Source organism: Bradyrhizobium vignae, from assembly GCF_900324035.1.
In the GTDB taxonomy this organism is placed as follows: Bacteria; Pseudomonadota; Alphaproteobacteria; order Rhizobiales; family Xanthobacteraceae; genus Bradyrhizobium; species Bradyrhizobium vignae.
Window position 1 is genome coordinate 7960886 of the sequence record NZ_LS398110.1, and the last position, 21769, is coordinate 7982654.

Annotated in this window: 20 protein-coding genes; 16 read left to right on the forward strand and 4 right to left on the reverse strand. The window is 65.1% G+C overall.

Annotation, left to right across the window (positions count from 1 at the left end):
- Positions 1–94 precede the first annotated feature (94 nt).
- The gene (locus tag BRAD3257_RS38325) at positions 95–1342 is read right to left on the reverse strand and encodes an MFS transporter (protein WP_162500508.1); all 1248 of its coding nucleotides are present in this window, start codon (positions 1340–1342) and stop codon (positions 95–97) included.
- Positions 1343–1527: 185 nt separating this feature from the next.
- Between BRAD3257_RS38325 and BRAD3257_RS38330 the strand changes: the two genes are divergently transcribed.
- The gene (locus BRAD3257_RS38330; RefSeq protein WP_162500509.1) at positions 1528–3597 is read left to right on the forward strand and encodes a prolyl oligopeptidase family serine peptidase; all 2070 of its coding nucleotides are present in this window, start codon (positions 1528–1530) and stop codon (positions 3595–3597) included.
- A gap of 213 nt (positions 3598–3810) precedes the next feature.
- Here the strand turns inward: BRAD3257_RS38330 and BRAD3257_RS38335 are convergent, their stop codons facing one another.
- Positions 3811–4482 carry a DUF938 domain-containing protein gene (locus BRAD3257_RS38335; RefSeq protein WP_122406148.1) on the reverse strand — a complete coding sequence of 224 codons (672 nt, stop codon included), beginning with the start codon at positions 4480–4482 and terminating at the stop codon, positions 3811–3813.
- A gap of 227 nt (positions 4483–4709) precedes the next feature.
- Here BRAD3257_RS38335 and soxX point away from each other — a divergent pair, with 227 nt between their 5' ends.
- From soxX to BRAD3257_RS38390, 11 genes are all read left to right on the forward strand, one after another.
- Positions 4710–5066: a sulfur oxidation c-type cytochrome SoxX gene (soxX, locus tag BRAD3257_RS38340; RefSeq protein ID WP_122406149.1), complete on the forward strand. Its 357-nt coding sequence runs from the start codon at positions 4710–4712 to the stop codon at positions 5064–5066.
- Between the two features lie 26 nt (positions 5067–5092).
- Positions 5093–5584, forward strand: a complete 492-nt coding sequence (gene soxY / locus BRAD3257_RS38345) for a thiosulfate oxidation carrier protein SoxY (RefSeq protein ID WP_122406150.1) — start codon at positions 5093–5095, stop codon at positions 5582–5584.
- 15 nt (positions 5585–5599) lie between these two features.
- Positions 5600–5911, forward strand: coding sequence for a thiosulfate oxidation carrier complex protein SoxZ (gene soxZ / locus BRAD3257_RS38350; RefSeq protein ID WP_122406151.1), 312 nt, complete (start codon positions 5600–5602; stop codon positions 5909–5911).
- Complete coding sequence (gene soxA / locus BRAD3257_RS38355) at positions 5911–6774, forward strand: sulfur oxidation c-type cytochrome SoxA (RefSeq protein ID WP_162500510.1); 864 nt, start codon at positions 5911–5913, stop codon at positions 6772–6774. Before soxZ ends, soxA begins: the two co-directional genes overlap by 1 nt.
- Complete coding sequence (locus BRAD3257_RS38360; RefSeq protein ID WP_122406153.1) at positions 6771–7076, forward strand: hypothetical protein; 306 nt, start codon at positions 6771–6773, stop codon at positions 7074–7076. Before soxA ends, BRAD3257_RS38360 begins: the two co-directional genes overlap by 4 nt.
- Before the next feature lie 54 nt (positions 7077–7130).
- Positions 7131–8882: a thiosulfohydrolase SoxB gene (gene soxB / locus BRAD3257_RS38365; protein ID WP_122406154.1), complete on the forward strand. Its 1752-nt coding sequence runs from the start codon at positions 7131–7133 to the stop codon at positions 8880–8882.
- Positions 8879–9331 carry a DsrE family protein gene (locus BRAD3257_RS38370; protein ID WP_122406155.1) on the forward strand — a complete coding sequence of 151 codons (453 nt, stop codon included), beginning with the start codon at positions 8879–8881 and terminating at the stop codon, positions 9329–9331. The genes soxB and BRAD3257_RS38370 overlap by 4 nt, the downstream gene beginning before the upstream one ends.
- A gap of 210 nt (positions 9332–9541) precedes the next feature.
- Positions 9542–10579 carry an MBL fold metallo-hydrolase gene (locus BRAD3257_RS38375; RefSeq protein WP_122406156.1) on the forward strand — a complete coding sequence of 346 codons (1038 nt, stop codon included), beginning with the start codon at positions 9542–9544 and terminating at the stop codon, positions 10577–10579.
- Between the two features lie 88 nt (positions 10580–10667).
- On the forward strand, positions 10668–10838 hold the full coding sequence (locus tag BRAD3257_RS40505; protein ID WP_174221617.1) for a hypothetical protein: 171 nt from the start codon (positions 10668–10670) through the stop codon (positions 10836–10838).
- A 131-nt stretch (positions 10839–10969) separates the two neighbouring features.
- Entirely contained in the window at positions 10970–12184 is a 1215-nt protein-coding gene (locus BRAD3257_RS38385; RefSeq protein WP_122406158.1) for an MFS transporter, read from the forward strand.
- Positions 12185–12292: 108 nt separating this feature from the next.
- The gene (locus BRAD3257_RS38390) at positions 12293–14008 is read left to right on the forward strand and encodes an N-acyl-D-amino-acid deacylase family protein (RefSeq protein ID WP_122406159.1); all 1716 of its coding nucleotides are present in this window, start codon (positions 12293–12295) and stop codon (positions 14006–14008) included.
- Between the two features lie 55 nt (positions 14009–14063).
- Here BRAD3257_RS38390 and BRAD3257_RS38395 read toward each other — a convergent pair whose 3' ends face one another.
- The gene (locus BRAD3257_RS38395; protein ID WP_122406160.1) at positions 14064–15389 is read right to left on the reverse strand and encodes an MFS transporter; all 1326 of its coding nucleotides are present in this window, start codon (positions 15387–15389) and stop codon (positions 14064–14066) included.
- A 144-nt stretch (positions 15390–15533) separates the two neighbouring features.
- Between BRAD3257_RS38395 and BRAD3257_RS38400 the strand changes: the two genes are divergently transcribed.
- Genes BRAD3257_RS38400 through BRAD3257_RS38415 form a run of 4 tightly spaced genes read left to right on the forward strand, consistent with a single transcriptional unit; the run spans position 15534 to position 20135 of the window.
- A complete protein-coding gene (locus tag BRAD3257_RS38400; RefSeq protein ID WP_122406161.1) occupies positions 15534–16187 on the forward strand; it encodes an ABC transporter ATP-binding protein in 654 nt (217 codons plus the stop codon).
- On the forward strand, positions 16184–18646 hold the full coding sequence (locus tag BRAD3257_RS38405) for an ABC transporter permease (protein ID WP_122406162.1): 2463 nt from the start codon (positions 16184–16186) through the stop codon (positions 18644–18646). Before BRAD3257_RS38400 ends, BRAD3257_RS38405 begins: the two co-directional genes overlap by 4 nt.
- Positions 18636–19718, forward strand: coding sequence for a lipocalin-like domain-containing protein (locus tag BRAD3257_RS38410; RefSeq protein ID WP_122406163.1), 1083 nt, complete (start codon positions 18636–18638; stop codon positions 19716–19718). The genes BRAD3257_RS38405 and BRAD3257_RS38410 overlap by 11 nt, the downstream gene beginning before the upstream one ends.
- A 27-nt stretch (positions 19719–19745) precedes the next feature.
- Positions 19746–20135 (forward strand): MAPEG family protein, encoded by a 390-nt coding sequence (locus BRAD3257_RS38415; protein ID WP_122406164.1) that lies wholly within the window; start codon positions 19746–19748, stop codon positions 20133–20135.
- A 152-nt stretch (positions 20136–20287) separates the two neighbouring features.
- Here BRAD3257_RS38415 and BRAD3257_RS38420 read toward each other — a convergent pair whose 3' ends face one another.
- On the reverse strand, positions 20288–21478 hold the full coding sequence (locus BRAD3257_RS38420; protein ID WP_122406165.1) for an ABC transporter substrate-binding protein: 1191 nt from the start codon (positions 21476–21478) through the stop codon (positions 20288–20290).
- Positions 21479–21769: the final 291 nt, after the last annotated feature.

Genomic DNA, 21769 nt, shown 5'->3' on the forward strand with positions numbered 1-21769 from the left:
CAAGCCGGCCATGACGCATCAATTAATAGCTCGCTTCAGAAAATCACTTCGACGCAGCTCGAACCATCGGCGCTGCTGACAACCTCCTGCCAGTTCACACCGCATCCGGAAACTCACCCATGGCTGCGTCCAACCGCGCCTTGCGGCGGCGGGCCCAGGAGACCAGCGAGAGCACGATAAGCCCGAGCACGACCGGCGGGAACACCACCATGTTCACCGCCGACCAGCCGTAATTGGCGAGCAGCTGGCCCGAAGAGAACGAGCCGATCGCCATCATGCCGAACACCAGGAAATCGTTGAAGGCCTGCACCTTGTTGCGCTCCTGCGGCCGATGCGTCTCCAGCACCAGCGCGGAGGCGCCGATGAAGGAGAAATTCCACCCGATGCCGAGCACGATCAGCGTCGCCCAGAAATGCATCGCAGTGAGGCCGGAGAGGCCGATGCCGGCGGCGCCGGCTTCCAGCAGCAGGCCGGCGGCAACGATCACAGGCGCACCGAAGCGGGCGATCAGCGCACCGGTGAAGAAGCTCGGCCCGTACATGGCGACGATGTGCCATTGAATGCCGAAATTGGAATCGGAGACGGACAAGCCGCACAGCTTCATGGCGAGCGGCGCCGAGGTCATCACCAGATTCATCATGGGATAGCAGATGACGCCGCACAGCGCCGCCGCGACGAAGCGCGGCTGGCTCACGATCGTGAGCAGCGGCCGCCCGCCATGCAGATCGGCCGGCCCGGGTTTTGGCATATCGACGCCGGCGACGATGCCCGTGGCGACCAGCGCCACCGCGGCCTGCACCAGGAAGCTGAAGGCGAACAGATAGGGCTGCCAGACGTCCATGGTCCATTGCACGAGCTGCGGACCAAGCACGCCGGCGAACACGCCGCCGGCCATCACCCAGGACACTGCCTTGGGGCGGTAGGCCGCGCTGGCGCCATCGGCGGCGGCGAAGCGATAGGACTGCGCCACGGCACCGTAGAGGCCGCCGAGGAAGGTCGCGAGGCAAAACAGCGCGAAGGAGCCGTGCAGGATGGCGAACGAGCCGGCAAGGCCCGTGAGCGTGCCGAGGCCCGTGCCGATGACGAAGGCCACGCGGCGGCCGAAGCGGCGCGAGATCGCGCCGGTCGGCAGCGTGCCGGCGGCAAGCCCGACCACATACATCGAGATCGGCACGGTCGCGAACGAGATGTCCGGGGCGAGCGTGGCGCCGACGATCGCGCCGGTGGCGAAGATCACGGCCGAGTTGGCGCCGGTCAGCGCCTGCGCCGCGGCAAGGCGCACCACATTGCTGCGCACGCGCGCGTCGTCGGCAATCTCGTCGGCAGCGGTCACATCAAGCATCGGCATTTCCGCCCAAGGGCTCTGTTGATTCCCGGCACTATGGAGGGACGCGCAAGGGCGGGCAACCGGCGCAAACGGACGCGGGCCATGCCGCTGACGCAATCGGTGGGATGATAGCGGACCGCGCTCTTGACGGCTTGCGCTCGATCAAATCCTATCCGCGGCGACTTGTTGGAGTTTCGTTCATGACCGTCGACGACAGGCCCACGCTCAGCGCTCCCGACGACGATCCCTGGCTGTGGCTGGAAGAGATCGAAGGCAGACAGGCGCTCGATTTCGTCGAGCGGCAGAATCAACTCACGCTCGCCGCATTCGGCGGAGCGGCCTTCGCGCGCGACCGCGACATTCTCGCCGCGATCTATGATCGTCCCGACAACATCCCCTATGTCAGCCGGCGCGGCTCCGATCTGCACAATCTCTGGAAGGATGCCGCCAACCCACGCGGCCTGTGGCGGCGGACTTCGCTGGCGGAATTTCGCAAAGCCGATCCGGCATGGGACACCATGCTGGACATCGACCAGCTCGCGAGAAGCGAAGGTGAAGACTGGCTGCTGAGCTCCATCGTCACGATGCCGGGAAGCTCGCGGGCGATCCTCAGCCTGTCGCGCGGCGGCAGTGACGCCGTTACCTTGCGGGAGTTCGACCTCACCACGAAGAGTTTCGTGACGAACGGCTTTGCACTGCCGGAAGCGAAGGGCGGCGTCGATTGGCTCGATGCCGACACGCTGCTGCTGTCGAGCGCCCATGGCGAGAGCATGGCGACGAGCTCGGGATACTCTCGGACCGTCCGCCTGTGGCGGCGAGGTCAGCCGGTCGATCAGGCCGAGGTGATCATCGAGACCACCGCTGATCACATGGCGATCTCCGGTGTAGCCGACGACACCGGTGCGGCGCCACGGGTGTGGATCGTCGACCAGATCGACTTCTTCAACTATGGCATATGGCTGCGCGATGCGGCCGGTAACATGACGAAGCTCGATCTGCCGACCGGGATCTGGATGCAGGCGCATCGCGACTGGTTCGCGATGAAGCTGCGCAAGGACTGGACCATCGGAGGCCGGACCTATGCCACCGACACCGTGCTCGGCATCTCGCTCTCGGCCTTCCTGGCCGGCAGTCGCGATTTCGCGGTGCTGTTCGAGCCCGCACCGCGGCGCGCGCTACAAGGCTTGTTCTGGGCCGCCGGCAAGCTGGTGCTATCTATTCTCGACGAGCTCAAGCCGTGCTTCGAGATCTGCACGCCATCGGCTGCGGGCTGGAGCCGCGAGACGCTTCCCGGTCTGCCCGAGATCGGCGTCGTCGATGTCTGGCCGCTCGATCGGCATGCATCCGAGAGCAACGGCGACCTGCTCGCCAATGTGCAGGACCCGCTCACGCCGCCCGCGCTGCTGCTGCTCGAACGCGGCGTCGCAAGCCCTGTTGTGCTGAAGCAGGCGCCGAAGACATTCAATGCCGACGGTCTCGTGGTGACGCAGCACGAGGCGATCTCGATCGACGGCGAGCGCATTCCCTATGTCCAGACCGGCCCCGCTGCGGAGACCGGCGATGCGCCGGTCTATATGAGCGCCTATGGCGGCTTCGGACTTGCCGTGAAGCCGTATTACAACGCTTCGCTCGGCAGGCTATGGCTGGAGCGCGGCGGCACGACGGTGCAGGCGAATCTGCGCGGCGGCGGCGAGTTCGGCACGCGCTGGCACGATGCCGGCCGGCTCGCCGGCAAGAGGCTCTCGCACGATGATTTCGCGGCCGTGGCTGCCGATCTCGTGCGCCGCGGCGTGACGAGTGCGAAGCGCATCGCCGCGCAGGGCGGATCCAACGGCGGCATCCTCATCACCAACATGCTGGTGCGGTACCCTGAGCGCTTCGGCGCGCTGTTCTGCACCATCCCGCTGATCGACATGCGCCGCTACACGAAGTTGCTCGCCGGCGCGAGCTGGATCGCGGAATATGGCGATCCCGACAAGGCGGAGGAGTGGGAATGGCTGAAGACCTACTCGGCCTATCACAACGTGAAGGCCGGCCAGGCCTATCCGCCGATCCTGATCGCCACAACGCGTCGCGATGACCGCGTTCATCCCGGCCATGCCCGCAAGATGGCGGCAAAGCTCCAGGCGATGGGCTATGAGGCCTGGTTCTACGAGCCGGCAGCCGGCGGCCACGGCTACGGCAAGGACAACAAGGAGCGCGCGAGCTTCGAGGTGCTCGGCTTCCGGTTCTTGAAGGAGAGGATCGGATGGAGGGATGGCGCGGCGTGACAGCCTCTTGATTTGACCGACGCAATTCCAGCGGGCCGTGCACCTCTCCCGATTGGTTTGCGGAACAGATCGGCGTGCTCGGGCGATGCGAAGCATCGTCCCCGCAGGGCGGGTGAGGGTTTTCTGCTCTAGGGAGTATCCCGTCGCGGAGTCACCCTTTCCTCCGCCCTCACCCGCGAGCGAGCGGGGGAGGGAGCGCACCGCCGTCGCGGCTTAGCGCGAAAACACCAGCGTCAGATTGTTCGCGGGCATCTCGATCGTCTCGACCAGGCGAAGGGCCACCGCCTTCGCCAACTTCTCGACGTCGCTGATGTCGCGCACGCCCCAGTCGGGATTGCCTTCGCGCAAGGAGGTGTCGAACACCGCATTGCTGATCGCAGTGTGCTTGCCGTCGCGCTTGAAGGGGCCGTAGAGGAACAGCTTGCCGTCGGGGCGCAGATAGCGGCCGGCGCCGGCGAACAGGCCTTCGGCCACGGCCCAGGGCGCGATGTGGATGACATTGGCGCAGAACACGGCTGCGAGGCTGGTCGGTCCCTGCCCGCTTTTCATCTCCGGGCACCAGTCGGGATCGGTGAGGTCGATCCGCAGGGGTGAGCGTATGTTCGGCAGGCCCGCATGCACGCGCCAGGCTTCGATGCTCTTGAGGTGGCGCTGGTTGAGGTCGCTCGGCCACCAGATCAGGCCGGGTGTGTGGCGGGCGAAATGAACCACGTGCTGGCCGGTTCCACTGCCGAGTTCCACAACGTCGCCGGTCGTGCCGGCAAGATGTTTTTCCAGCGCCGCCCAGATCGGTTCGTGATTGCGATGGAAAGCCGGCGCATCGAGCCGGCCATCCGGCTCGACCCGTCCGCCGTCCCTGCCAAATTCAACGACGTATTCAGCCAAATGACGTCCCCAGAAAATGTGAAACAGAACACGGCCCTAGGGGCAAACGCCCGAGAATAATTTGCCAATCCCAGCCGATGTGATGAATGAACTATCTCAACGGTTGCAATGCGGGGGATATTAATCCCATTTTGCCGCCTGCATAGTCTTGATTGTCAGGCGATGCCCTTTGTGCTTTTGAACAATTCCGCAAACGAGATCATCGACATAACGCTCGGGACGAAGCCTTGACCGTCTTTCCTTGCAAGCCCGCCCTGCTTGTTGCGCTGGCCCTCCTCGCCGGCGCGGCCGTGCCCCCGGCGGGGGCGCAATCCACCGTGACTGAGGGCCAGAAACTCGCTTTCGACCGCGGCAAGGGCAATTGCCTGACCTGTCACGTCATCAAGGGCGGCGACCTGCCCGGAACGATCGGGCCGGAGCTGAAGGACATCAAGGCCAAATACCCCGATCGCAACGAGCTGGCTGCGATCATCTTCGACGAGACCAAGCGCAATCCGCAAACCATGATGCCGCCGTTCGGCCGGAACCGGATTTTGACCGAACAGGAAATCAACGCAATCGTTGATTTCCTGCAGACCCTGTAACGGGCCGGCAGCCCAGGAGATTTGAGATGACCACGACCACCGGCCCTCATCCGACGCGGCGCCTGATCCTTCAGGGCGCAGCCTCCGTCGCGCTGCTCGGCCTCGGCAATCTGCCGTTCGGCGCCGCGCCCGCGCGTGCGGCGGCGAACGACAAATATCCGGAAGAGGCCTTCAGGCAGAAGAGCGAGGCGGACGCGATCAAGGTGCTCTACGGCAAGACCGCCACACCGTCGGACAAGGTCAAGCTGGATGCGCCCGAGATCGCCGAGAACGGCGGCGTCGTGCCGATCTCGGTGACGACGACGCTGGACAAGGTGACCTCGATCTCCTTCTTCGTGGCCGAGAACCCGTTCGCGCTCGCGGCAAGTTACAAGATTCCCGATGGCACGATCCCTGCCGTCGCCAACCGGCTGAAGATGGCCAGGACCACCAAATTGGTGGCGATCGTGGAAGCCGACGGCAAGCTCTACAGCGCGACCAAAGAGGTCAAGGTCACCGTCGGCGGTTGCGGCGGTTAAGCGAGGCAGTTCGACATGGCATCAAGCATTCGCGTACGCGCAACGTCCAACGGCGACATCATCGAGGTGCAGGCGCTGATCCAGCACCCCATGGACACGGGCCTGGTCAAGGATTCCAAGGGCGAGCTGATCCCTGCGCATTTCATCCAGGAGCTGAAGTTCGAGTGTAACGGCAAGGACGTCTTCGTCGCCAATTGGGGCACTGCGGTTTCCAAGGACCCCTACGTCAAGTTCAGCTTCAAGGGCGCCAAGAAGGGCGACGAGCTCAAGATCTCCTGGACCGACAACAAGGGTGGCTCCGACACGACCACCGCGAAGATCGCGTGATGAAACAGCGCGCTACGATTCTGCTCGGCTCGGCATTCGTCGCACTCGCGGCGCTTGCTTTCGCCGCAACGCGCGTCGTCGCGGCCGACAAGGTCGACCCCGTCGCCGACGCCAAGGCGTTCCAGAACTTCTTCTTCCAGAAGTTTCCGGACGTGAAGCACGAGGATTTCGTCAACGGTCCTTATTCGATGAACGAGGACATGAAGCGGCAGTGGCAGGAGAAGGAAGAATTCCCGCCTTACGAGTTCGCGCTCGATGCCGGCAAGGAGATGTTCTCGACCCCGTTCAAGAACGGCAAGACCTACGCCGACTGCTTCCCGAACGGCGGCATCGGCATCCGCCAGAATTATCCGTACTTCGACACCAAGGAAGGCAAGGTCATCACGCTCGAGCTCGCGCTCAACCGCTGCCGCGAAGCCAATGGCGAGGCACCCTATTCCTACGTCAAGGACGAGATGGCCTCGCTCACCGCCTATATGGCGTACACTTCGCGCGGCAAACCGATGGACATCAAGATACCCGATGATCCGCGTGCCCTTGCCGCGTTCGAGAACGGCAAGCGCTATTTCTACACGCGGCGCGGCCAGATGAATTTCTCATGCGCGAGCTGCCATGTGCAGAGCCCGGGCGAACGTATCCGCGCCGAGACCCTGGCACCGGCGCTCGGCATCCTCAACGCGATGCCGATCTACCGCTCGGAATGGAGCGGCATGGGCACCACCAGCCGCCGCTTCGTCACCTGCAACAGTCAGACCCGCGCGGTTCCGCTGGAGCCGCAATCGGATGAATATCGCGACGTCGAATATTTTCTGTCCTACGTCGCCAACGGATTGCCGATCTCAGGCCCGGGAGCACGGCCATGAAGCGGTCACTTGCTCTCGCCATGCTGCTCGCGCTCAGCCTTGCGCCATCCGCGCGCGCGGCAGATGAGGCGGATTACAAGGCGGCCTATGCCGCCGCCGAAGCCGCCTCCAAGGAGGCGGCCGGCTTGCGCAATCAGTGGACCGTGACCGTCTCTGCGCTGGCGGCAGCGAAGAAGGCTGCCGACGGCGGCGATTTCGACCGTGCTGTCGCCGCAGCCAAGGAGGCCGAGGCGCTGGCGCAGGCCTCGATCTTCCAGGCGAAGACCGAAAAAGAAGCCTGGAAGGCGATGGAAATCCGCTAGACTGCTCCCGAGTGGAACAATCCAGCGATCACGAGAGGCGCGGAGAATTTCTGAATGGCGATCCGCCGCCGCGACTTCTTGAAGAGTGCAGGCCTTGCGGCCGCAACGCTCGGCCTGCCCCGGCTGGCCCGTGGCACTGAAGCCGCCAGCATCTACGACGTCGAGCGGTTCGGCAATGCGCGGATCCTGCACCTCACCGACACGCATGCGCAGCTCAATCCGGTCTATTTCCGCGAGCCCAGCGTCAATATCGGCATCGGCGAGATGGCGGGACGGCCGCCGCATCTGGTCGGCCGCGCCTTCCTGGAGCGGTTCGGCATCCGGCCCGACAGCGCGGATGCCTATGCCTTCACCTGCATCGAGTTCGAAAAGTCCGCAGGCCGGTTCGGCAAGCTCGGCGGCTTCGCCCATCTGAAGACGCTGGTCGATCGCTTGCGCGCCGATGTCGGCGAGAAGCGTTCGATGCTCGTCGACGGCGGCGATCTCTGGCAGGGCACGGGCCTCGCCAACCTGATGCAGGGCCGCGACATGGTCGAGGTCGCCAATCTGCTCGGCATCGAGGCGATGACCGGGCATTGGGAATTCACCTATGGCGAGCAGGCGCTGCGCGACAATCTCGAGCGCTTCAAGGGCGAATTTCTGGCGCAGAACGTGTTCCTGACCGAGGAAGCCGCGTTCAACGACGCCCCCGCCTTCGACAAGGCCACGGGACGCGTGTTCAAGCCTTCGATGATCAAGGAAATCGGCGGGCATCGCGTCGCGATCGTCGGCCAAGCCTTCCCCTACGTTCCGATCGCGCATCCCAAGAGATTCACGCCGGACTGGAGCTTCGGCATCCGCGAGGAGGAGTTGCAGAAGCATGTCGATGCCTTGCGCGGCACCGACAAGGTCGACGCCGTCATTCTGCTGTCGCACAACGGCATGGATGTCGACCTCAAGCTCGCGAGCCGCGTCACCGGCATCGACGTCATCCTCGGCGGCCACACCCATGATGCCGTGCCGCAGCCGATTGCGGTGAAGAATGCGGCCGGCACCACGCTCGTCACCAATGCCGGCTCCAACGGGAAATTTTTGGCCGTGCTCGATCTTGCACTCGACAAGGGCAAGGTCAGCGACATCCACTATCATCTGCTGCCTGTCTATTCCGAGTTGCTGAAGCCCGATCCTGGAATGGCCGAGCTGATCGGCCGGCTGCGGGCGCCGCATGTGAGCGACTGGTCGGAGAAGATCGCAACGCCCGATCGCCTGCTCTACCGCCGCGGTAATTTCTCCGGACCCATGGACGAACTGATCTGCGCCGCGCTGCGCACCGAGCTCGATGCCGAGATCGCGCTGTCGCCGGGCTTCCGCTGGGGCGTCACCGCGCTGTCGGGCCAGGCGCTGACCATGGAGGATGTGCTGGCGGAGACCGCGATCACCTACCCCGAGACCTATGTGCAGGATATGACGGGGGCTCAGATCAAGGACATGCTGGAAGACGTCTGCGACAACCTCTTCAACGCCGATCCCTATTACCAGCAGGGCGGCGACATGGTGCGCGCCGGCGGGCTCAGCTACACCTGCACACCGGACGCTGCGATCGGTAGCCGCATCTCGGAGCTGAAGCTTGGCGACGGCAGGGCGCTCAGCGCCGGCCACCGCTACAAGGTCGCGGGCTGGGCGTCGGTCAATGGCCAGCAAGGCGCCCCGGTGTGGGACGTCCTCGGCAAATATCTGCGCTCGGGGCGGATGTTGCAGGAGCGACTCGGCTCCGGTGTGACCTTGAAAGGCGTCGAGGGCAATCCAGGCATTGCAGGACAGGGATGATGCGGTCGCAGCTCTTATCCGCAATGATGCTGGCACTGCTCGTCTGGACCCCGCCCGCTCTTGCGCAACAGATCCCGCTCCAGGACAAGCCGTTCGCCGAGCACAAGGTCGTGCTGCAACTCTCCGACGGCGATGCGAAGAAGCAGGCGCTGGTGCTGAGCGTCGCCAACAATCTGCTCAAGGCCTACGATCCCGACAAGATCGCGATCGAGGTGGTGGCATTCGGTCCCGGCATCGACCTGCTTCTTGCCGGCAGTGAGCGGCGCAAGCAGGTCGAGAGCCTGATCGCACAGGGCGTGCGCTTCGACATCTGCCTCAACACGGTGGATACGATCGCGCGGGAGACGGGCAAGCGGCCGGAGTTCATCCAAGCGGCCACGCCGGTGCAGGTCGGGGTTGGGCAGATCCTGTTCCTGGCGGAGAATGGGTATACGGTGGTGCGGCCGTAGGTCCCTACCTGTCCATTCCGGGGCGATGCGAAGCATCGAACCCGGAATCTCGAGATGCCGGGTTCGGCTCTGCGAGCCGCCGCGGAATGACGGGCTAGGCCCTGCGATAGCAATCTTCCATTATTACCGCCAGTGCAGTGAATTACTTCTCTTTCCGACCCGGAGCGTAGTAGAATCTTTGGAAACCAGTTCCACGCCGGGGTCTCTGCCATGATCTTCCGCCAGCTCTTCGACAGCGTTTCAGGCACCTATAGCTATCTCCTCGCCAGCCGCCCCGGCGGCGAGGCGCTCATTCTCGATCCTGTGCTGGAGAAGGTCGACCGCTACTGCCAATTGCTGCGCGAGCTCGACCTCAAGCTGGTCAAGGCGGTCGACACCCATCTGCATGCCGACCACGTCACCGGCCTCGGCGAGCTGCGCGATCGCACCCATTGCATGACAGTGATGGGCGACCAGACCAAGGCCGACGTGGTGGCGATGCGGGTGGCCGACGGCGACAAGCTGACGATCGAGGGCCTGTCGCTCGACGTGATGTACACGCCGGGCCACACCGACGATTCCTACTCATATCTGATGGGCGACCGCGTCTTCACCGGCGATACGCTGCTGATCCGCGGCACCGGCCGCACCGATTTCCAGAACGGCTCGTCGCGCGCCCAATATGATTCTATCTTCAACCGCCTGCTCAAGCTGCCGGACGAGACGATGGTGTTCCCCGCGCATGACTACAAGGGCGACACCGTCTCCACCATCGGCGAGGAGAAGCGCTACAACCCGCGGCTCCAGGTGCGTTCGGTCGACGAATATATCGAGCTGATGGCGAACCTGAAGCTGCCCAATCCGAAGATGATGGACGTGGCGGTCCCCGCCAACATGCATGTCGGCCTGCATCAGGAGGAGCTGGAGAAGGAGGGCCGCGCGCTCAGCGCAATCGAGGCGATCCGCAGCCTCGGCCGGCCCGACATCCTGCTGGTGGACTTGCGCGAGACCAACGAGCGGCTGAAGCACGGCATGCTCGAAGGTGCGCTGCACACGCCCTACCCGTCGGTCGAGGAGAGCCTGAAGCCCGGCGGCATGCTGCGCGAGGTCGCGGCCGCGACGGGACGCCGCGTGGTGTTCTTCTGCGCCTTCGGCGAACGCTCGGCGATGGCGGTGGCGGCTGCGAAGGAAGCGGGACTTCTCAACACCGCCCATATCGCCGGCGGCATCGATGCCTGGAAGAAGGCGGGCGGGCCGGTGGTGCAGTGACGGCCTCGTCGCGGGCCTTGAGTTAAGTCAGCAACCGCACATATCTGGCGGATAGATTCGGATGCAGCATCACCATCCGGGACCAGCCATGGCCAAGACCGGGAATACGACCGCCAAGCCGAGCGCGCCGCCGAAGCAGGCGCAAGACAAGGCAAAGAAGCCCTCGCGCCGGCGCGAGAACGACGACGACGAATACGAAGACGGCGACATCGCAACGCCAAAGCGCGATCGATATGGCCCTGACGACGAGCCGTTGTGAGGGATAGCGCCACACTCCACCGACGCCCCTCACTCCCCCGCCAGCACTACCTGCCATGCGCCTGCGTTCATGGACAAATAACCGCCCTCCCCGATAGTTTGCGCGTCCATCGGGAGTGAAACGGAACTGCAATGGTCGACGTTCTCGCCGCACCGCAGCAAGGCAAGGCGGACAGTGCGCTGCGCACGCTGACCGGAATCTCGATCGCGCACTGGGTCAGCCATTTTCATTTGCTGGTCCTGCCGATGCTGTTTCCGTTCCTGAAGGAGAAGCTCGGCGTCGGCTATGTCGAGCTCGGCTTCTCGCTGACCGCGCTCGCCGTCGTTTCGGGCCTGACTCAGGCGCCGACGGGCTATCTCGTCGACCATTTTGGCGCGCGCAAGATCTTGCTGATCGGGCTGACCCTCGGCGGCTGCGCGCTGATCCTGCTCGGCTTGCACCTCAGCTACGCCGCGCTGATCGCCTGCGCCGTGCTGCTGGGCCTCGCCAACAGCGTCTATCATCCCGCCGATTACGCCATTCTGGCCGAGCACATGGACGAGGCGCGGATGGGGCGCGCCTTCTCGGTGCACACCTTTGCCGGCTATCTCGGTGGCGCGGTGACGCCGGCGATCGTCGCCGCGCTGGTCACGCTGTGGGGCGGCGTCGGCGCGCTGGTCGCGTCGGGCGCGATCGCCATCGTGGTGGCGGTGCTGCTGATCGCCATGGGCATTCCCGAGGCCGGCGCGCACAAGACAAAGCCGGGTGGCGAGAGCGCGCCGAAGCAGGCGGTGATCACGCCGGCGCTGATCACGCTGACCGCGCTGTTCATGCTGCTCAGCCTGTCGGTCGCCGGCATCAACAATTTCGGCGTGGTGGCGCTGATGAGCGGATACGGCACGTCTTATTCGATCGCCAATGTCGCACTGACCGCGTTCCTCGCCGCCAGTGCCGCGGGCGTGCTCGCCGGCGGCTTTCTCGCCGATCACACCGAACGTCACGGCTATGTCGCGGCGGCCTGCTTTGCCGCGAATGCGGCCATCGTGCTGCTAATCGCGCTGGTGACGCTGCCGGGCTGGGCCCTGACTGCCACGATGGCAATCGCAGGCTTCCTCTCCGGCGTGATCGCGCCGTCGCGCGACATGCTGGTGCGCAATGCGGCGCCCGCGGGCGCCGCGGGCCGCGCCTTCGGCATCGTCTCGACCGGATTCAATCTCGGCGGCATCGTCAGCCCGCTGCTGTTCGGCTGGATCATGGATCAAAGCGCGCCGCACTGGGTGTTCGGGGCGTCCGTGATTTTCATGGTGGCGACGGTGGTGCTGTCGCCGTTCACGGAACGGAAGCCGGCGAAGGCGGTTCGTGAGTAGCGAAAGCGGCTGGTTACGGGATCGGCGCGCGCCTGAGGGCGCGCTTGTCCGGGACGACGAGTGGAGAGAATTTCGAAAACAACAAACGACAAGACGGGAAGAAACATCATGAGCAATGCTGATCTCGTGATCCGCGGCGGCACCGTCGCGGATGGCCACGGCGGCGAGTTGTTCGAGGCTGACGTCGCCATCAGCGGCGGGAGAATCAGCGAGGTCGGGAAGATTTCCGCCAAGGGCCGCGAAGAGATCGATGCACGCGGAAAGCTCGTGACGCCGGGCTTCGTCGACGTGCACACCCACTACGACGGCCAGGTCACCTGGAGCCAGGACCTCACGCCGTCTTCGCAGAACGGCGTCACCACCGCGATCATGGGCAATTGCGGCGTCGGCTTTGCGCCGTGCAAGCCTGATGACCACACCCGCCTGATCCAGCTCATGGAGGGCGTCGAGGACATTCCGGAGCCGGTGCTGAGCGCCGGCATTCCCTGGGCGTGGGAGAGCTTTCCGGACTACATGGACTGGCTCGCCAAGCGCGATTTCGACATCGACGTCGGCGCGCAGCTGCCGCATGCCGCGCTGCGGGTCTATGTCATGGGCGAGCGCGGCGCGCGCCGGGATCCCTCGACCGCGGAGGACAATGCGGCGATGGCGAAGCTCGCGGGCGAGGCGGTGCGCTCGGGCGCGCTCGGATTCTCGACCTCGCGCACGCTCAACCACCGCACATCGACCGGCGACTTTACGCCGACGCTGAAGGCCGGCGAGGACGAGCTCGCCGCGATTGCCGGCGCGATGCATCGGCAGGGGCGCAGCGTGCTGCAGTTCGTGCTCGACCTCTCCACCATCCACGAGGACCTGCCGATGATGCTGCGGGTGGCGGACGTCACCAAGTGCCCGATCTCATTCTCGATCACGCAGAACGACAAGGCGCCGCAGCGCTGGCGCCAGACGCTGGATGAGATCAATGCCGCGGCCAAGCGCGGCCTCTCCATCACCGCGCAGATCGCGGCACGCCCGGTCGGCCTGCTGCTCGGGCTCGAGCTGTCGCGCAATCCGTTCCAGACCCATCCGAGCTACAAGGCGATCGCGCATCTGCCGCTGCAGGAGCGTTTGGCGCGGCTGCGCCAGCCGGATGTGCGCAAGGCGATCCTGGGCGAGACGGCGACCGCGACCGACGATCCGCTGTTCTTCCGGCCCAACTACGACAAGATGTTCCTGCTCGGCGATCCCCCCGACTACGAGCAGCCGCCGGAGAACGCGCTGGGACCGCAGGCGCGCAAACAGGGGCGTCAGCCGGAGGAGCTAGCCTATGACGCGATGCTGTCGGACGAAGGGCGCGGCATGCTCTACGTGCCCTTCCTCAACTATTCCGACGGCAATCTCGACGCGACGCGCGAGATGCTGCTCGACCCGCAATCGGTGCCGGGTCTGTCCGACGGCGGCGCGCATTGCGGCATCATCTGCGATGCGAGCTTTCCGACTTATCTGCTGACGCACTGGACGCGCGACCGCAAGCGCGGCGAGAAGCTCACGATCCCGTTCGTGGTCGCGGCGCAGTCGCGCAAGACCGCGTTGTCGGTCGGCCTCGCCGATCGCGGACTTATTGCTCCGGGCTATAAAGCTGACGTCAACGTGATCGACTACGACCGCCTGCATCTGCATCCGCCGAAGGTGCATTACGACCTGCCGGTGGGCGGGCGGCGGCTGTTGCAGGATGTCGACGGCTATGAGGCGACCATTGTGTCGGGCGTGGTGACGCGGCGACACGGCAAGGCCACCGGGCGCCGGCCGGGCAAGTTGATCCGGGGCGCGCAGGGGGTGCAGTAGCGGTGGCTGCCGCTACCCTCCCTGGAGGGGGAGGGTAAAAAAACAGCACCTGCTATTACGTCGGCGATACCGCGCCCTTCAGCGCGTTGGCCTGCGCAGCGGCGGCGCGCGTCAGCCTGGCGCGCTCGGTGTTCGGCCAGAGCAGCAGAAGACCGAGCAGACCGGAGCAGACCATGATCACGGCATTGATGGTGAAGCCGGTCATGTAGCCGTCGATCGTGCTGCCGGCACGCTGGATCACCGTCCCCATCACGGCCGGGGCGATGATGCCGGCAAGCGTATAGAGCGCACCGTAGATCGCGAGAATCGCGCCGCGCTGCGACGTCGGGGTGAACTCGCCGAGCATGGGCGGGCAGACCACATAGATCGCCCCGCACAGGCCCGAGCCGACCACGAGCAGCGCGATCTGGAGGCCCGCGCCCTGGACATGCGGCATCATCGCCAGGATGAGCCCGCCGATCACCAGCGGCACCGAGCCGAGAACGCCGCGCGCCACGCGGGTGTTGTAACCGCGCGCCATCATCACCTGCGAGATCCAGCCGGTGAGAATGACGATGGTGGCGCCGAACACCCAGGGCAGGATCGATATGAAGCCAGCCTGGCTCTGCGAGAAGCCGAGCCCCTTGACGATGAACGGCGTGAACCAGGTCAGGCCGAGCGACAGCGCCCAATAGGCGCCGAAGGTTGCGGCGACGCATCCGATGAAGGTGCGCGAGGTGAGCAGCTGCAAATAGGGGATCTTCGGTTCGGTCACGGCCGAGGTTTGCGTGTCCTCCAGCGGCCCTTCCTTGCCGAGCGCGAGCCAGGCCGCAACCCAGATCAGGCCGACCACACCGAGCGCGCCGAAGGCATAGTGCCAGGAATGGTTGACGATGATCCAGTTCAGCGCCGGCACCGCGAGGATGACGCCGAACGCCGAACCCTGCGACAGGATCGCGGTGGGCAGCGTGCGCTTCTCGTCGGGGAACCATTTGTAGATCGCGTGCGCGGCGACCGAGAAGGCCGGGCCTTCGCCGGCGCCCAGCACGATGCGGCAGATCAGGAGCGTGGTGAACGAGACGGTGCCGACCATCGGAAATTGCGCCAGCGCCCAGACCACCGCGAGCGACAACAGCACCCAGCGCGTCGGCACCTTGTTGACGATGAAGCCGACCACGATGGCGGCGATCGAGAACAAGAAGAAGAAGGAGGAGCCGAGCAGGCCGAATTGCTCGGGCGTGAGCTTCAGATCAGTCATGATCGGCACGCCGGCAAGACCAACGACGATCTTGTCGGCGAAGTTCACCAGCATGAAGAGGAACAGGAGAAAGGTGATGGTCCAGGCGCCCTTTGGCGTCCTTGTCGTCTTGCCCGCCGCCGCCGGCGTTCCCTGAGCGCTCATGAATCTCCCCGTATGTCTTTTTGGCACTTTTTTTGATTTGGCCATCTTGGAAGCTAACAACGGCTTCGAGACCAACGCAACCAGCATTTCCCCGGCAGGTGTGCTACGCAGCAATTCCGTTAATTCCGTCCGGCGCCATTCATTGTGCTGAGCATCCGAAATCTTTCCAAGACCTTCTCCGCGGCCGGCGAGCCGGTCCATGTGCTGCGCGGCGTCGATCTCGACCTCAAGGCTGGCGAACGCGTCGCGCTGACCGGCGAGTCCGGCAGCGGCAAGAGCACCTTGTTGCACCTGATCGCGGGACTCGATGCCGCCGATGGCGGCACGATCCGGCTGGAGGAGATCGAGGTCACCAAGCTGTCGGATGCGGGACGTGCCAGCTTGCGGCGCGACCGCATCGGCCTGGTTTTTCAGCAATTCAACCTGATCCCGAGCCTCTCGGTGGCGGACAATCTCGCCTTCCAGGCGCGGATCGCCGGGCGGCACGATGCAGCCTGGACCAAGGAGCTTGTCGAGCGGCTCGGACTCGGCAGCCTGCTCAAACGCTATCCAGAGCAAATATCAGGCGGCCAGCAGCAGCGGGTCGCGATCGGCCGGGCGCTGGCGACAAAGCCCTCGCTGCTGCTGGCGGACGAGCCGACCGGCAACCTCGATGAAGCCACCGCCGAGGACGTGCTGGCGTTGACGCGCGACCTCGTGGCGCGCACCGGCTGCGGCTTCCTGATGGTGACGCACAGCCTGCATCTGGCCGCGACGCTCGACCGTCATCTCACCTTGCATGCAGGACGAATCGCATGAGGCGCGCGCTGTGGGTGCTGGCGGTGCTCCTGAGCCATTGGCGGCGGCACGGGATGCAGTTCGCGACTCTGCTGATCGGACTGACCGCGGCGACCGCGCTGTGGAGCGGCGTGCAGGCCATCAACCAGCAGGCCCGCAGCGCCTATGACCGCGCGGCGGCGACGTTCGGCGGCGTGCGCACCGCGATGCTGGTCGCTCCCAATGCGGCAACCTTTCCGCAAGAGCTGTTCGTAAAGCTGCGCCGCGCCGGGTGGCCGGTGTCACCGGCGCTGGAGGGCAGGATCCAGATCAACGGACGCTCGGTGCGGCTGCTCGGGATCGAGCCGGTGACGCTGCCGGTCGCTGTCGGCAACGCGCCGCGCCTCGGCGCCTCGGATCTGAGCAGCTTTGTGGCACCGCCCGGCCAGACCTTGGTGGCACGGGAGACGTTGAGCGACTTGCGGGAAACCGAAGGCGCGTCACCGCCGATCAGCAGCGGCGCAAAGCTGCCGCCGCTACGCGTACAGCCGCAGCTCGCGCCCGACGTGCTGGTGGTCGATATCGGCGTGGCACAGCGATTGCTGAACAAGCCGGACCAGATATCGCGGCTGCTGATCGGCAAGCCGAAAGGCAAGCCGGCGCCGCTCGCGAGCCTCGTTGGCGAGCGGTTGCAGTTGATCGAGCCGACCGCCGAGACGGAGCTGGAGCGTCTCACCGACAGCTTCCATCTCAATCTGACGGCGTTCGGCCTGCTGTCGTTCTTCGTCGGCCTGTTCATCGTCAACTCGGCCGTCGGCCTCGCCTTCGAGCAGCGGTTGCCGATGCTGCGGACCTTGCGGGCCTGCGGCGCCTCGGCGCGGCTGGTCAACACGGTGCTGGTGATCGAGCTGGTGGCACTGGCGCTGGTCGCAGGCCTGATCGGGCTCGTTTGCGGCTATGTCATCGCAGCCGCATTGTTGCCCGATGTCGCCGCCTCGCTGCGCGGGCTCTATGGCGCACGGATTCCGGGACAGCTCAGCCTGCGACCCGAATGGTGGGTTGCCGGCATCGGCATCAGCGTTGCCGGCGCACTTGTTGCGGCCGCCACCAGCCTGATCAAGGCGATCAGGATGCCGGTGCTGGCGACCGCGCAGCCGCGCGCCTGGCAACAGCGGCAACGCCGCTGGCTGGTCCTGCAGAGCTGTGCGGCCTGCGCCGTGTTCGCGGTCGCACTGCTGCTGCTCCACTACGGACAGTCGCTGATCGCAGGGTTCGGCGTGCTTGCGGCGCTGATGTTGGGTGCGGCGCTGATCCTGCCGGCCTTCCTCGACATCATCCTGCTCGCCGGCCAGCGCGTTGCGCGAGGCCCGCTTGCGCTGTGGTTCTGGGCCGACAGCCGGCAACAGCTTTCCGGATTGTCGCTCGCGCTGATGGCGCTGCTGCTCGCGCTCGCGGTCAATGTCGGGGTGTCCACTATGGTGGAGACGTTCAGCCGCACCTTCATCGGCTGGCTCAACGGGCGGCTCGCCGCCGACGTCTACATCAGCGCGTCCGACAATGCGCAAGCCGTCGCGATCCGCAATTGGCTGAAGGATCGCAGCGATGTGCAGGCGATCCTCTCGGGCGGACGCGCCGAGGCGCAAATCCAGGGCCAATCGGTGGAGTTGCTTGGCCTGCCCGATCACGCGCTGTATCGCGAGCGCTGGCCCCTCTTGGAAACCGCGCCGCGCGCCTGGACGCAGCTGGTGCCCGGCAATGCCGCCTTCATCAGCGAGCAATTGAGCCGCCGGCTGAATGTGCGGATCGGTGACGTCGTCGAGGTGCCGGCGCCGGGCGGGAGCTGGGAGCTCGACATCGTCGGCATCTATGCCGATTACGGCAACCCCAAGGGGCAGCTCACGGTGAATGTCGCCGCACTTATCCGGCAGTTCCCGCAGACGCCGCAGACGCGGATCGGCCTCATCGTCGCGAAGGAGAACATCCCCGCCCTGATCGCGGCCCTGCAGAAGGAGTTCGCGCTCGACGATCGCAGCGTCGCCGACCAGGCGACGGTGAGGGCGGAATCGATCCGCATCTTCAACCGCACCTTTGCGGTGACGTCGGCGCTGAACGCGTTCACGCTCGGCGTCGCCGGCATCGCGCTGCTCACCAGCCTTTTGACGCTGGCGAATTCCCGCCTGCCGCAGCTCGCGCCGCTGTGGGCGATCGGCCTGACGCGGCCGCGCTTGGCCGCGATCGAGTTGACCCAGACGCTGTCGGTCGCGCTGTTCACGGCGGTGCTGGCCGTGCCGCTCGGCCTCTTGGTGGCGTGGTGCCTGATCGAAATCGTGAACGTGAAAGCATTTGGCTGGCGGCTGCCGTTCCATGTGTTTCCACTGCAGCTGATCGAGCTGGTCGCGGTCGCGCTGCTGGCCTCGCTGTTTGCGGCGCTGCTGCCCATGGTGCGGCTGGCGCGGATGCAGCCGGCGAATCTCGTCAAGGTGTTTGCCAATGAGCGCTGAAGCAATCTCGCGGCGTACATTCGCCGGCGGCATTGCCGCCCTCGCTCTCGCGCGCCGCGCAGGCGCGCAAGGCTATGCCGGACTCGGCGAGACCGCCGACGGCTTCGCGAAGGTGACGCCGGGAAGGACATTCACCTTCCCCGCCGATCACGGGCCGCATCCGGAGTTTCGCATCGAGTGGTGGTATCTCACGGCCAACCTCACAGACAGCAGCGGCGCCGCCTGTGGTCTGCAATGGACGCTGTTCCGCCAGGCGGCGCAGCCGGGCCCGCAACGCGAAGGCTGGGCCAATCAACAGGTGTGGATGGCGCATGCCGCGGTGACACGCGCCGACACTCACCGCTTCGCCGAAACATTTTCACGCGGCGGCGTCGGGCAGGCCGGCGTGACGGCCAAACCGTTCGATGCCTGGATCGACGATTGGGAGATGAAGAGTCTCGAGCGCACCGACGATCGCACCTTGGCGCCGTCGACGCTGAGGGCCTCCGGCACCGATTTCAGCTATGCGCTGACGCTCGAAGCCGAGCGCCCAGTGGTGTTGCAGGGGGATGGCGGCTACAGCCGCAAGTCGGAGCTCGGGCAGGCGTCCTACTATTACAGCCAGCCGTTCTATCGCGCGCGCGGCACGCTCACCATCGACGACAAGGCGGTCGATGTCTCGGGCCAGGCCTGGATGGACAGGGAATGGAGCAGCCAGCCGCTCGATGCCGACCAGACCGGCTGGGACTGGCTCTCGCTGCATCTTTCATCCGGCGACAAGCTGATGCTGTACCGGCTGCGGCAGAAGGACGGCAAGAATTATCCGTTCGGCAACTGGATCAGCGCCGGCGGCAACACGCAGATGATCGCGGGCGGCGACATCCAGATGATGCCGAAGGCCACCGCGGACGTTGCTGGACGCAAGTTGCCGGTGGAATGGCAGATCGCAATTCCCTCGCGATCATTCTCGATCCTTTGCAAGCCGCTCAATCCCGGGGCCTGGATGGGGACCGGATTTTCATACTGGGAAGGACCGATCAGCCTTGCCGGGACACATGACGGCGTTGGCTATCTCGAGCTGACCGGATATTGAGGCGCGATCTCCTCGAAGGAACCAGCGATGTATCATCTCACCGCCCTCGTCACCCTGCTGGCGATCGCGTTTTATTTCTTCACCGCCATCAACGTCTCGCGCTCGCGCGACAAGACCGGCGTCAAGGTACCGGCGATGTCGGGCCATCCGGATTTCGAACGGGCCTTCCGCATCCAGATGAACACGTTGGAATGGATGCCCATTCTCCTGCCCGCGCTCTGGCTGTTCGCGATCTACATCAGCGACGCCATCGCAGCCGGACTCGGCGCGGTCTGGATCGTCGGTCGCGTCATCTATTTCATCGGCTATTCGCAGGCCGCCGCAAAACGCGGCCCGGGCTTTGCGATCCAGGCGCTTGCTGCCATTACGCTATGGGTTGGGGCGATCGGGGCGGTGGTGTTGCGGCTGGTGAAGTGAAGCACGGCATCGCGCGTGCTCATGTCCCGGTGCAGCGTGCAACGCTGCGCCGCTGAACCGGGACCCAGTCAGGCCTCCATGGCCGGAAAGGCGTGGGTCCCGGCTCTGCGCAGCAGCGTCTTGCGCTGCTGCGCGTCCGGGACACGAGAGCTTCACTTCGTCAGCGGGCAGCCGCTTTCCTTCGCGGTGAAGAAGGCCTTGTCGCCGGGGACGGTGGCCAGCAGCTTGTAGTAATCCCAGGGCTTCTTCGATTCCGAGGGCTTCTTGACCTCGAACAGATACATGTCGTGGACCATGCGGCCGTTCTCGAGCACCTTGCCGCCCTGCGCAAAGTCGTCGTCGACCGGAAGCTCCTTCAGCTTCTTGGCGACGGCATCCGGATCCTTGGTGCCGGCGGCCTTGACGGCCTTCAGGTAGCTCAGTGTCGCCGAATAGGTGCCGGCGTGGATCATGCTCGGCATCCGCCCGGTGCGCTTGAAGAAGCGTTCGCCGAGATTGCGGGCCTTGTCGTTGAGATCCCAGTAATAGCCTTCGGTCAGCACCAGGCCTTGCGCGGCCTGAAGCCCGAGGCCGTTGACCTCGGCGAGCGTCATCAACAGGCCCGCGAGCTTCTGGCCGCCGGAGACGATGCCGAACTCGGACGCCTGCTTGATCGAGTTGGTGGTGTCGAGGCCGGCATTGGCAAGGCCCACGATCTTCGCCTTCGAGCTCTGCGCCTGCAGCAGGAACGAGGAGAAGTCCGACGAATTGAGCGGCACGCGCACCGAGCCGAGCACCTTGCCGCCGTTGGCGGTGACGATCTCGCTGGTGTCCTTCTCCAGCGCATAACCGAAGGCGTAGTCGGCGGTGAGGAAGAACCAGGTGTCGCCGCCGGCTTTCGTCAGCGCACCACCGGTGCCGACCGCGAGCGCGCGGGTGTCATAGGCCCAGTGGAAGCCGTAGGGCTGGCAGGCATCGCCCGTCAGCCGCGAGGTCGCGGCGCCGACGACGATGTCGATCTTCTTCTTTTCCTTGGAGAGCTCGTGGATCGCAAGCGCGACCGATGAAGTCGTCAGCTCCGTGATCATGTCGACGTTCTCGACGTCGTACCAGCGACGCGCGATCGAGGTCGCCAGATCCGGCTTGTTCTGGTGGTCGGCGGTGACGAGCTCGATCTTATGGCCGAGCACCTCGCCGCCGAAGTCCTCGATCGCCATCTTGGCCGCTTCGACCGACCATTTTCCGCCGTAATCGGCGTAGACGCCGGACTGGTCATTGAGGATGCCGATCTTGACGCCTTGCGCGGAGGCCGGCACCGCCAACAACAAGGCAGACGCAGCGGCCGCCAAAAGTGCTGATTTCATATGTTATCTCCCGACAGTCTTCTGTTGTGAAATCGCGCGGATAGTAGTGAAGAACCCCACGCCTGCCCATCCATTGCATGTTGGTCGTTAGTATGAAGGGCGCGCCGCAAAATCGATGTCGTCCCGGACAAGCGCAACGAAGCGGAGCGCTGATCCAGGACCCATAGCCACAGGATCCAGTTTGACGAAGACTCGTGGTTACCGCCTCGCGCCCACAACCACTCCCTGGGGGTATGGGTCCCGGATATGCGCTCGCGCTTGTCCGGGACGACACCGTGATCGAGGATGCAC

What these genes read in the sequence shown, in the direction of transcription:
- BRAD3257_RS38360 (WP_122406153.1), top strand. Translation starts at nt 6,771, where the DNA reads ATGAAGCGGTCACTTGCTCTCGCCATGCTGCTCGCGCTCAGCCTTGCG.
- BRAD3257_RS38395 (WP_122406160.1), bottom strand. Translation starts at nt 15,389, where the DNA reads ATGAGCGCTCAGGGAACGCCGGCGGCGGCGGGCAAGACGACAAGGACG.
- BRAD3257_RS38405 (WP_122406162.1), top strand. Translation starts at nt 16,184, where the DNA reads ATGAGGCGCGCGCTGTGGGTGCTGGCGGTGCTCCTGAGCCATTGGCGG.
- BRAD3257_RS40505 (WP_174221617.1), top strand. Translation starts at nt 10,668, where the DNA reads ATGGCCAAGACCGGGAATACGACCGCCAAGCCGAGCGCGCCGCCGAAG.
- BRAD3257_RS38390 (WP_122406159.1), top strand. Translation starts at nt 12,293, where the DNA reads ATGAGCAATGCTGATCTCGTGATCCGCGGCGGCACCGTCGCGGATGGC.
- BRAD3257_RS38410 (WP_122406163.1), top strand. Translation starts at nt 18,636, where the DNA reads ATGAGCGCTGAAGCAATCTCGCGGCGTACATTCGCCGGCGGCATTGCC.
- soxZ (WP_122406151.1), top strand. Translation starts at nt 5,600, where the DNA reads ATGGCATCAAGCATTCGCGTACGCGCAACGTCCAACGGCGACATCATC.
- BRAD3257_RS38330 (WP_162500509.1), top strand. Translation starts at nt 1,528, where the DNA reads ATGACCGTCGACGACAGGCCCACGCTCAGCGCTCCCGACGACGATCCC.
- BRAD3257_RS38370 (WP_122406155.1), top strand. Translation starts at nt 8,879, where the DNA reads ATGATGCGGTCGCAGCTCTTATCCGCAATGATGCTGGCACTGCTCGTC.
- BRAD3257_RS38415 (WP_122406164.1), top strand. Translation starts at nt 19,746, where the DNA reads ATGTATCATCTCACCGCCCTCGTCACCCTGCTGGCGATCGCGTTTTAT.
- BRAD3257_RS38375 (WP_122406156.1), top strand. Translation starts at nt 9,542, where the DNA reads ATGATCTTCCGCCAGCTCTTCGACAGCGTTTCAGGCACCTATAGCTAT.
- soxY (WP_122406150.1), top strand. Translation starts at nt 5,093, where the DNA reads ATGACCACGACCACCGGCCCTCATCCGACGCGGCGCCTGATCCTTCAG.
- BRAD3257_RS38385 (WP_122406158.1), top strand. Translation starts at nt 10,970, where the DNA reads ATGGTCGACGTTCTCGCCGCACCGCAGCAAGGCAAGGCGGACAGTGCG.
- BRAD3257_RS38420 (WP_122406165.1), bottom strand. Translation starts at nt 21,478, where the DNA reads ATGAAATCAGCACTTTTGGCGGCCGCTGCGTCTGCCTTGTTGTTGGCG.
- soxB (WP_122406154.1), top strand. Translation starts at nt 7,131, where the DNA reads ATGGCGATCCGCCGCCGCGACTTCTTGAAGAGTGCAGGCCTTGCGGCC.
- soxA (WP_162500510.1), top strand. Translation starts at nt 5,911, where the DNA reads ATGAAACAGCGCGCTACGATTCTGCTCGGCTCGGCATTCGTCGCACTC.
- BRAD3257_RS38325 (WP_162500508.1), bottom strand. Translation starts at nt 1,342, where the DNA reads ATGCTTGATGTGACCGCTGCCGACGAGATTGCCGACGACGCGCGCGTG.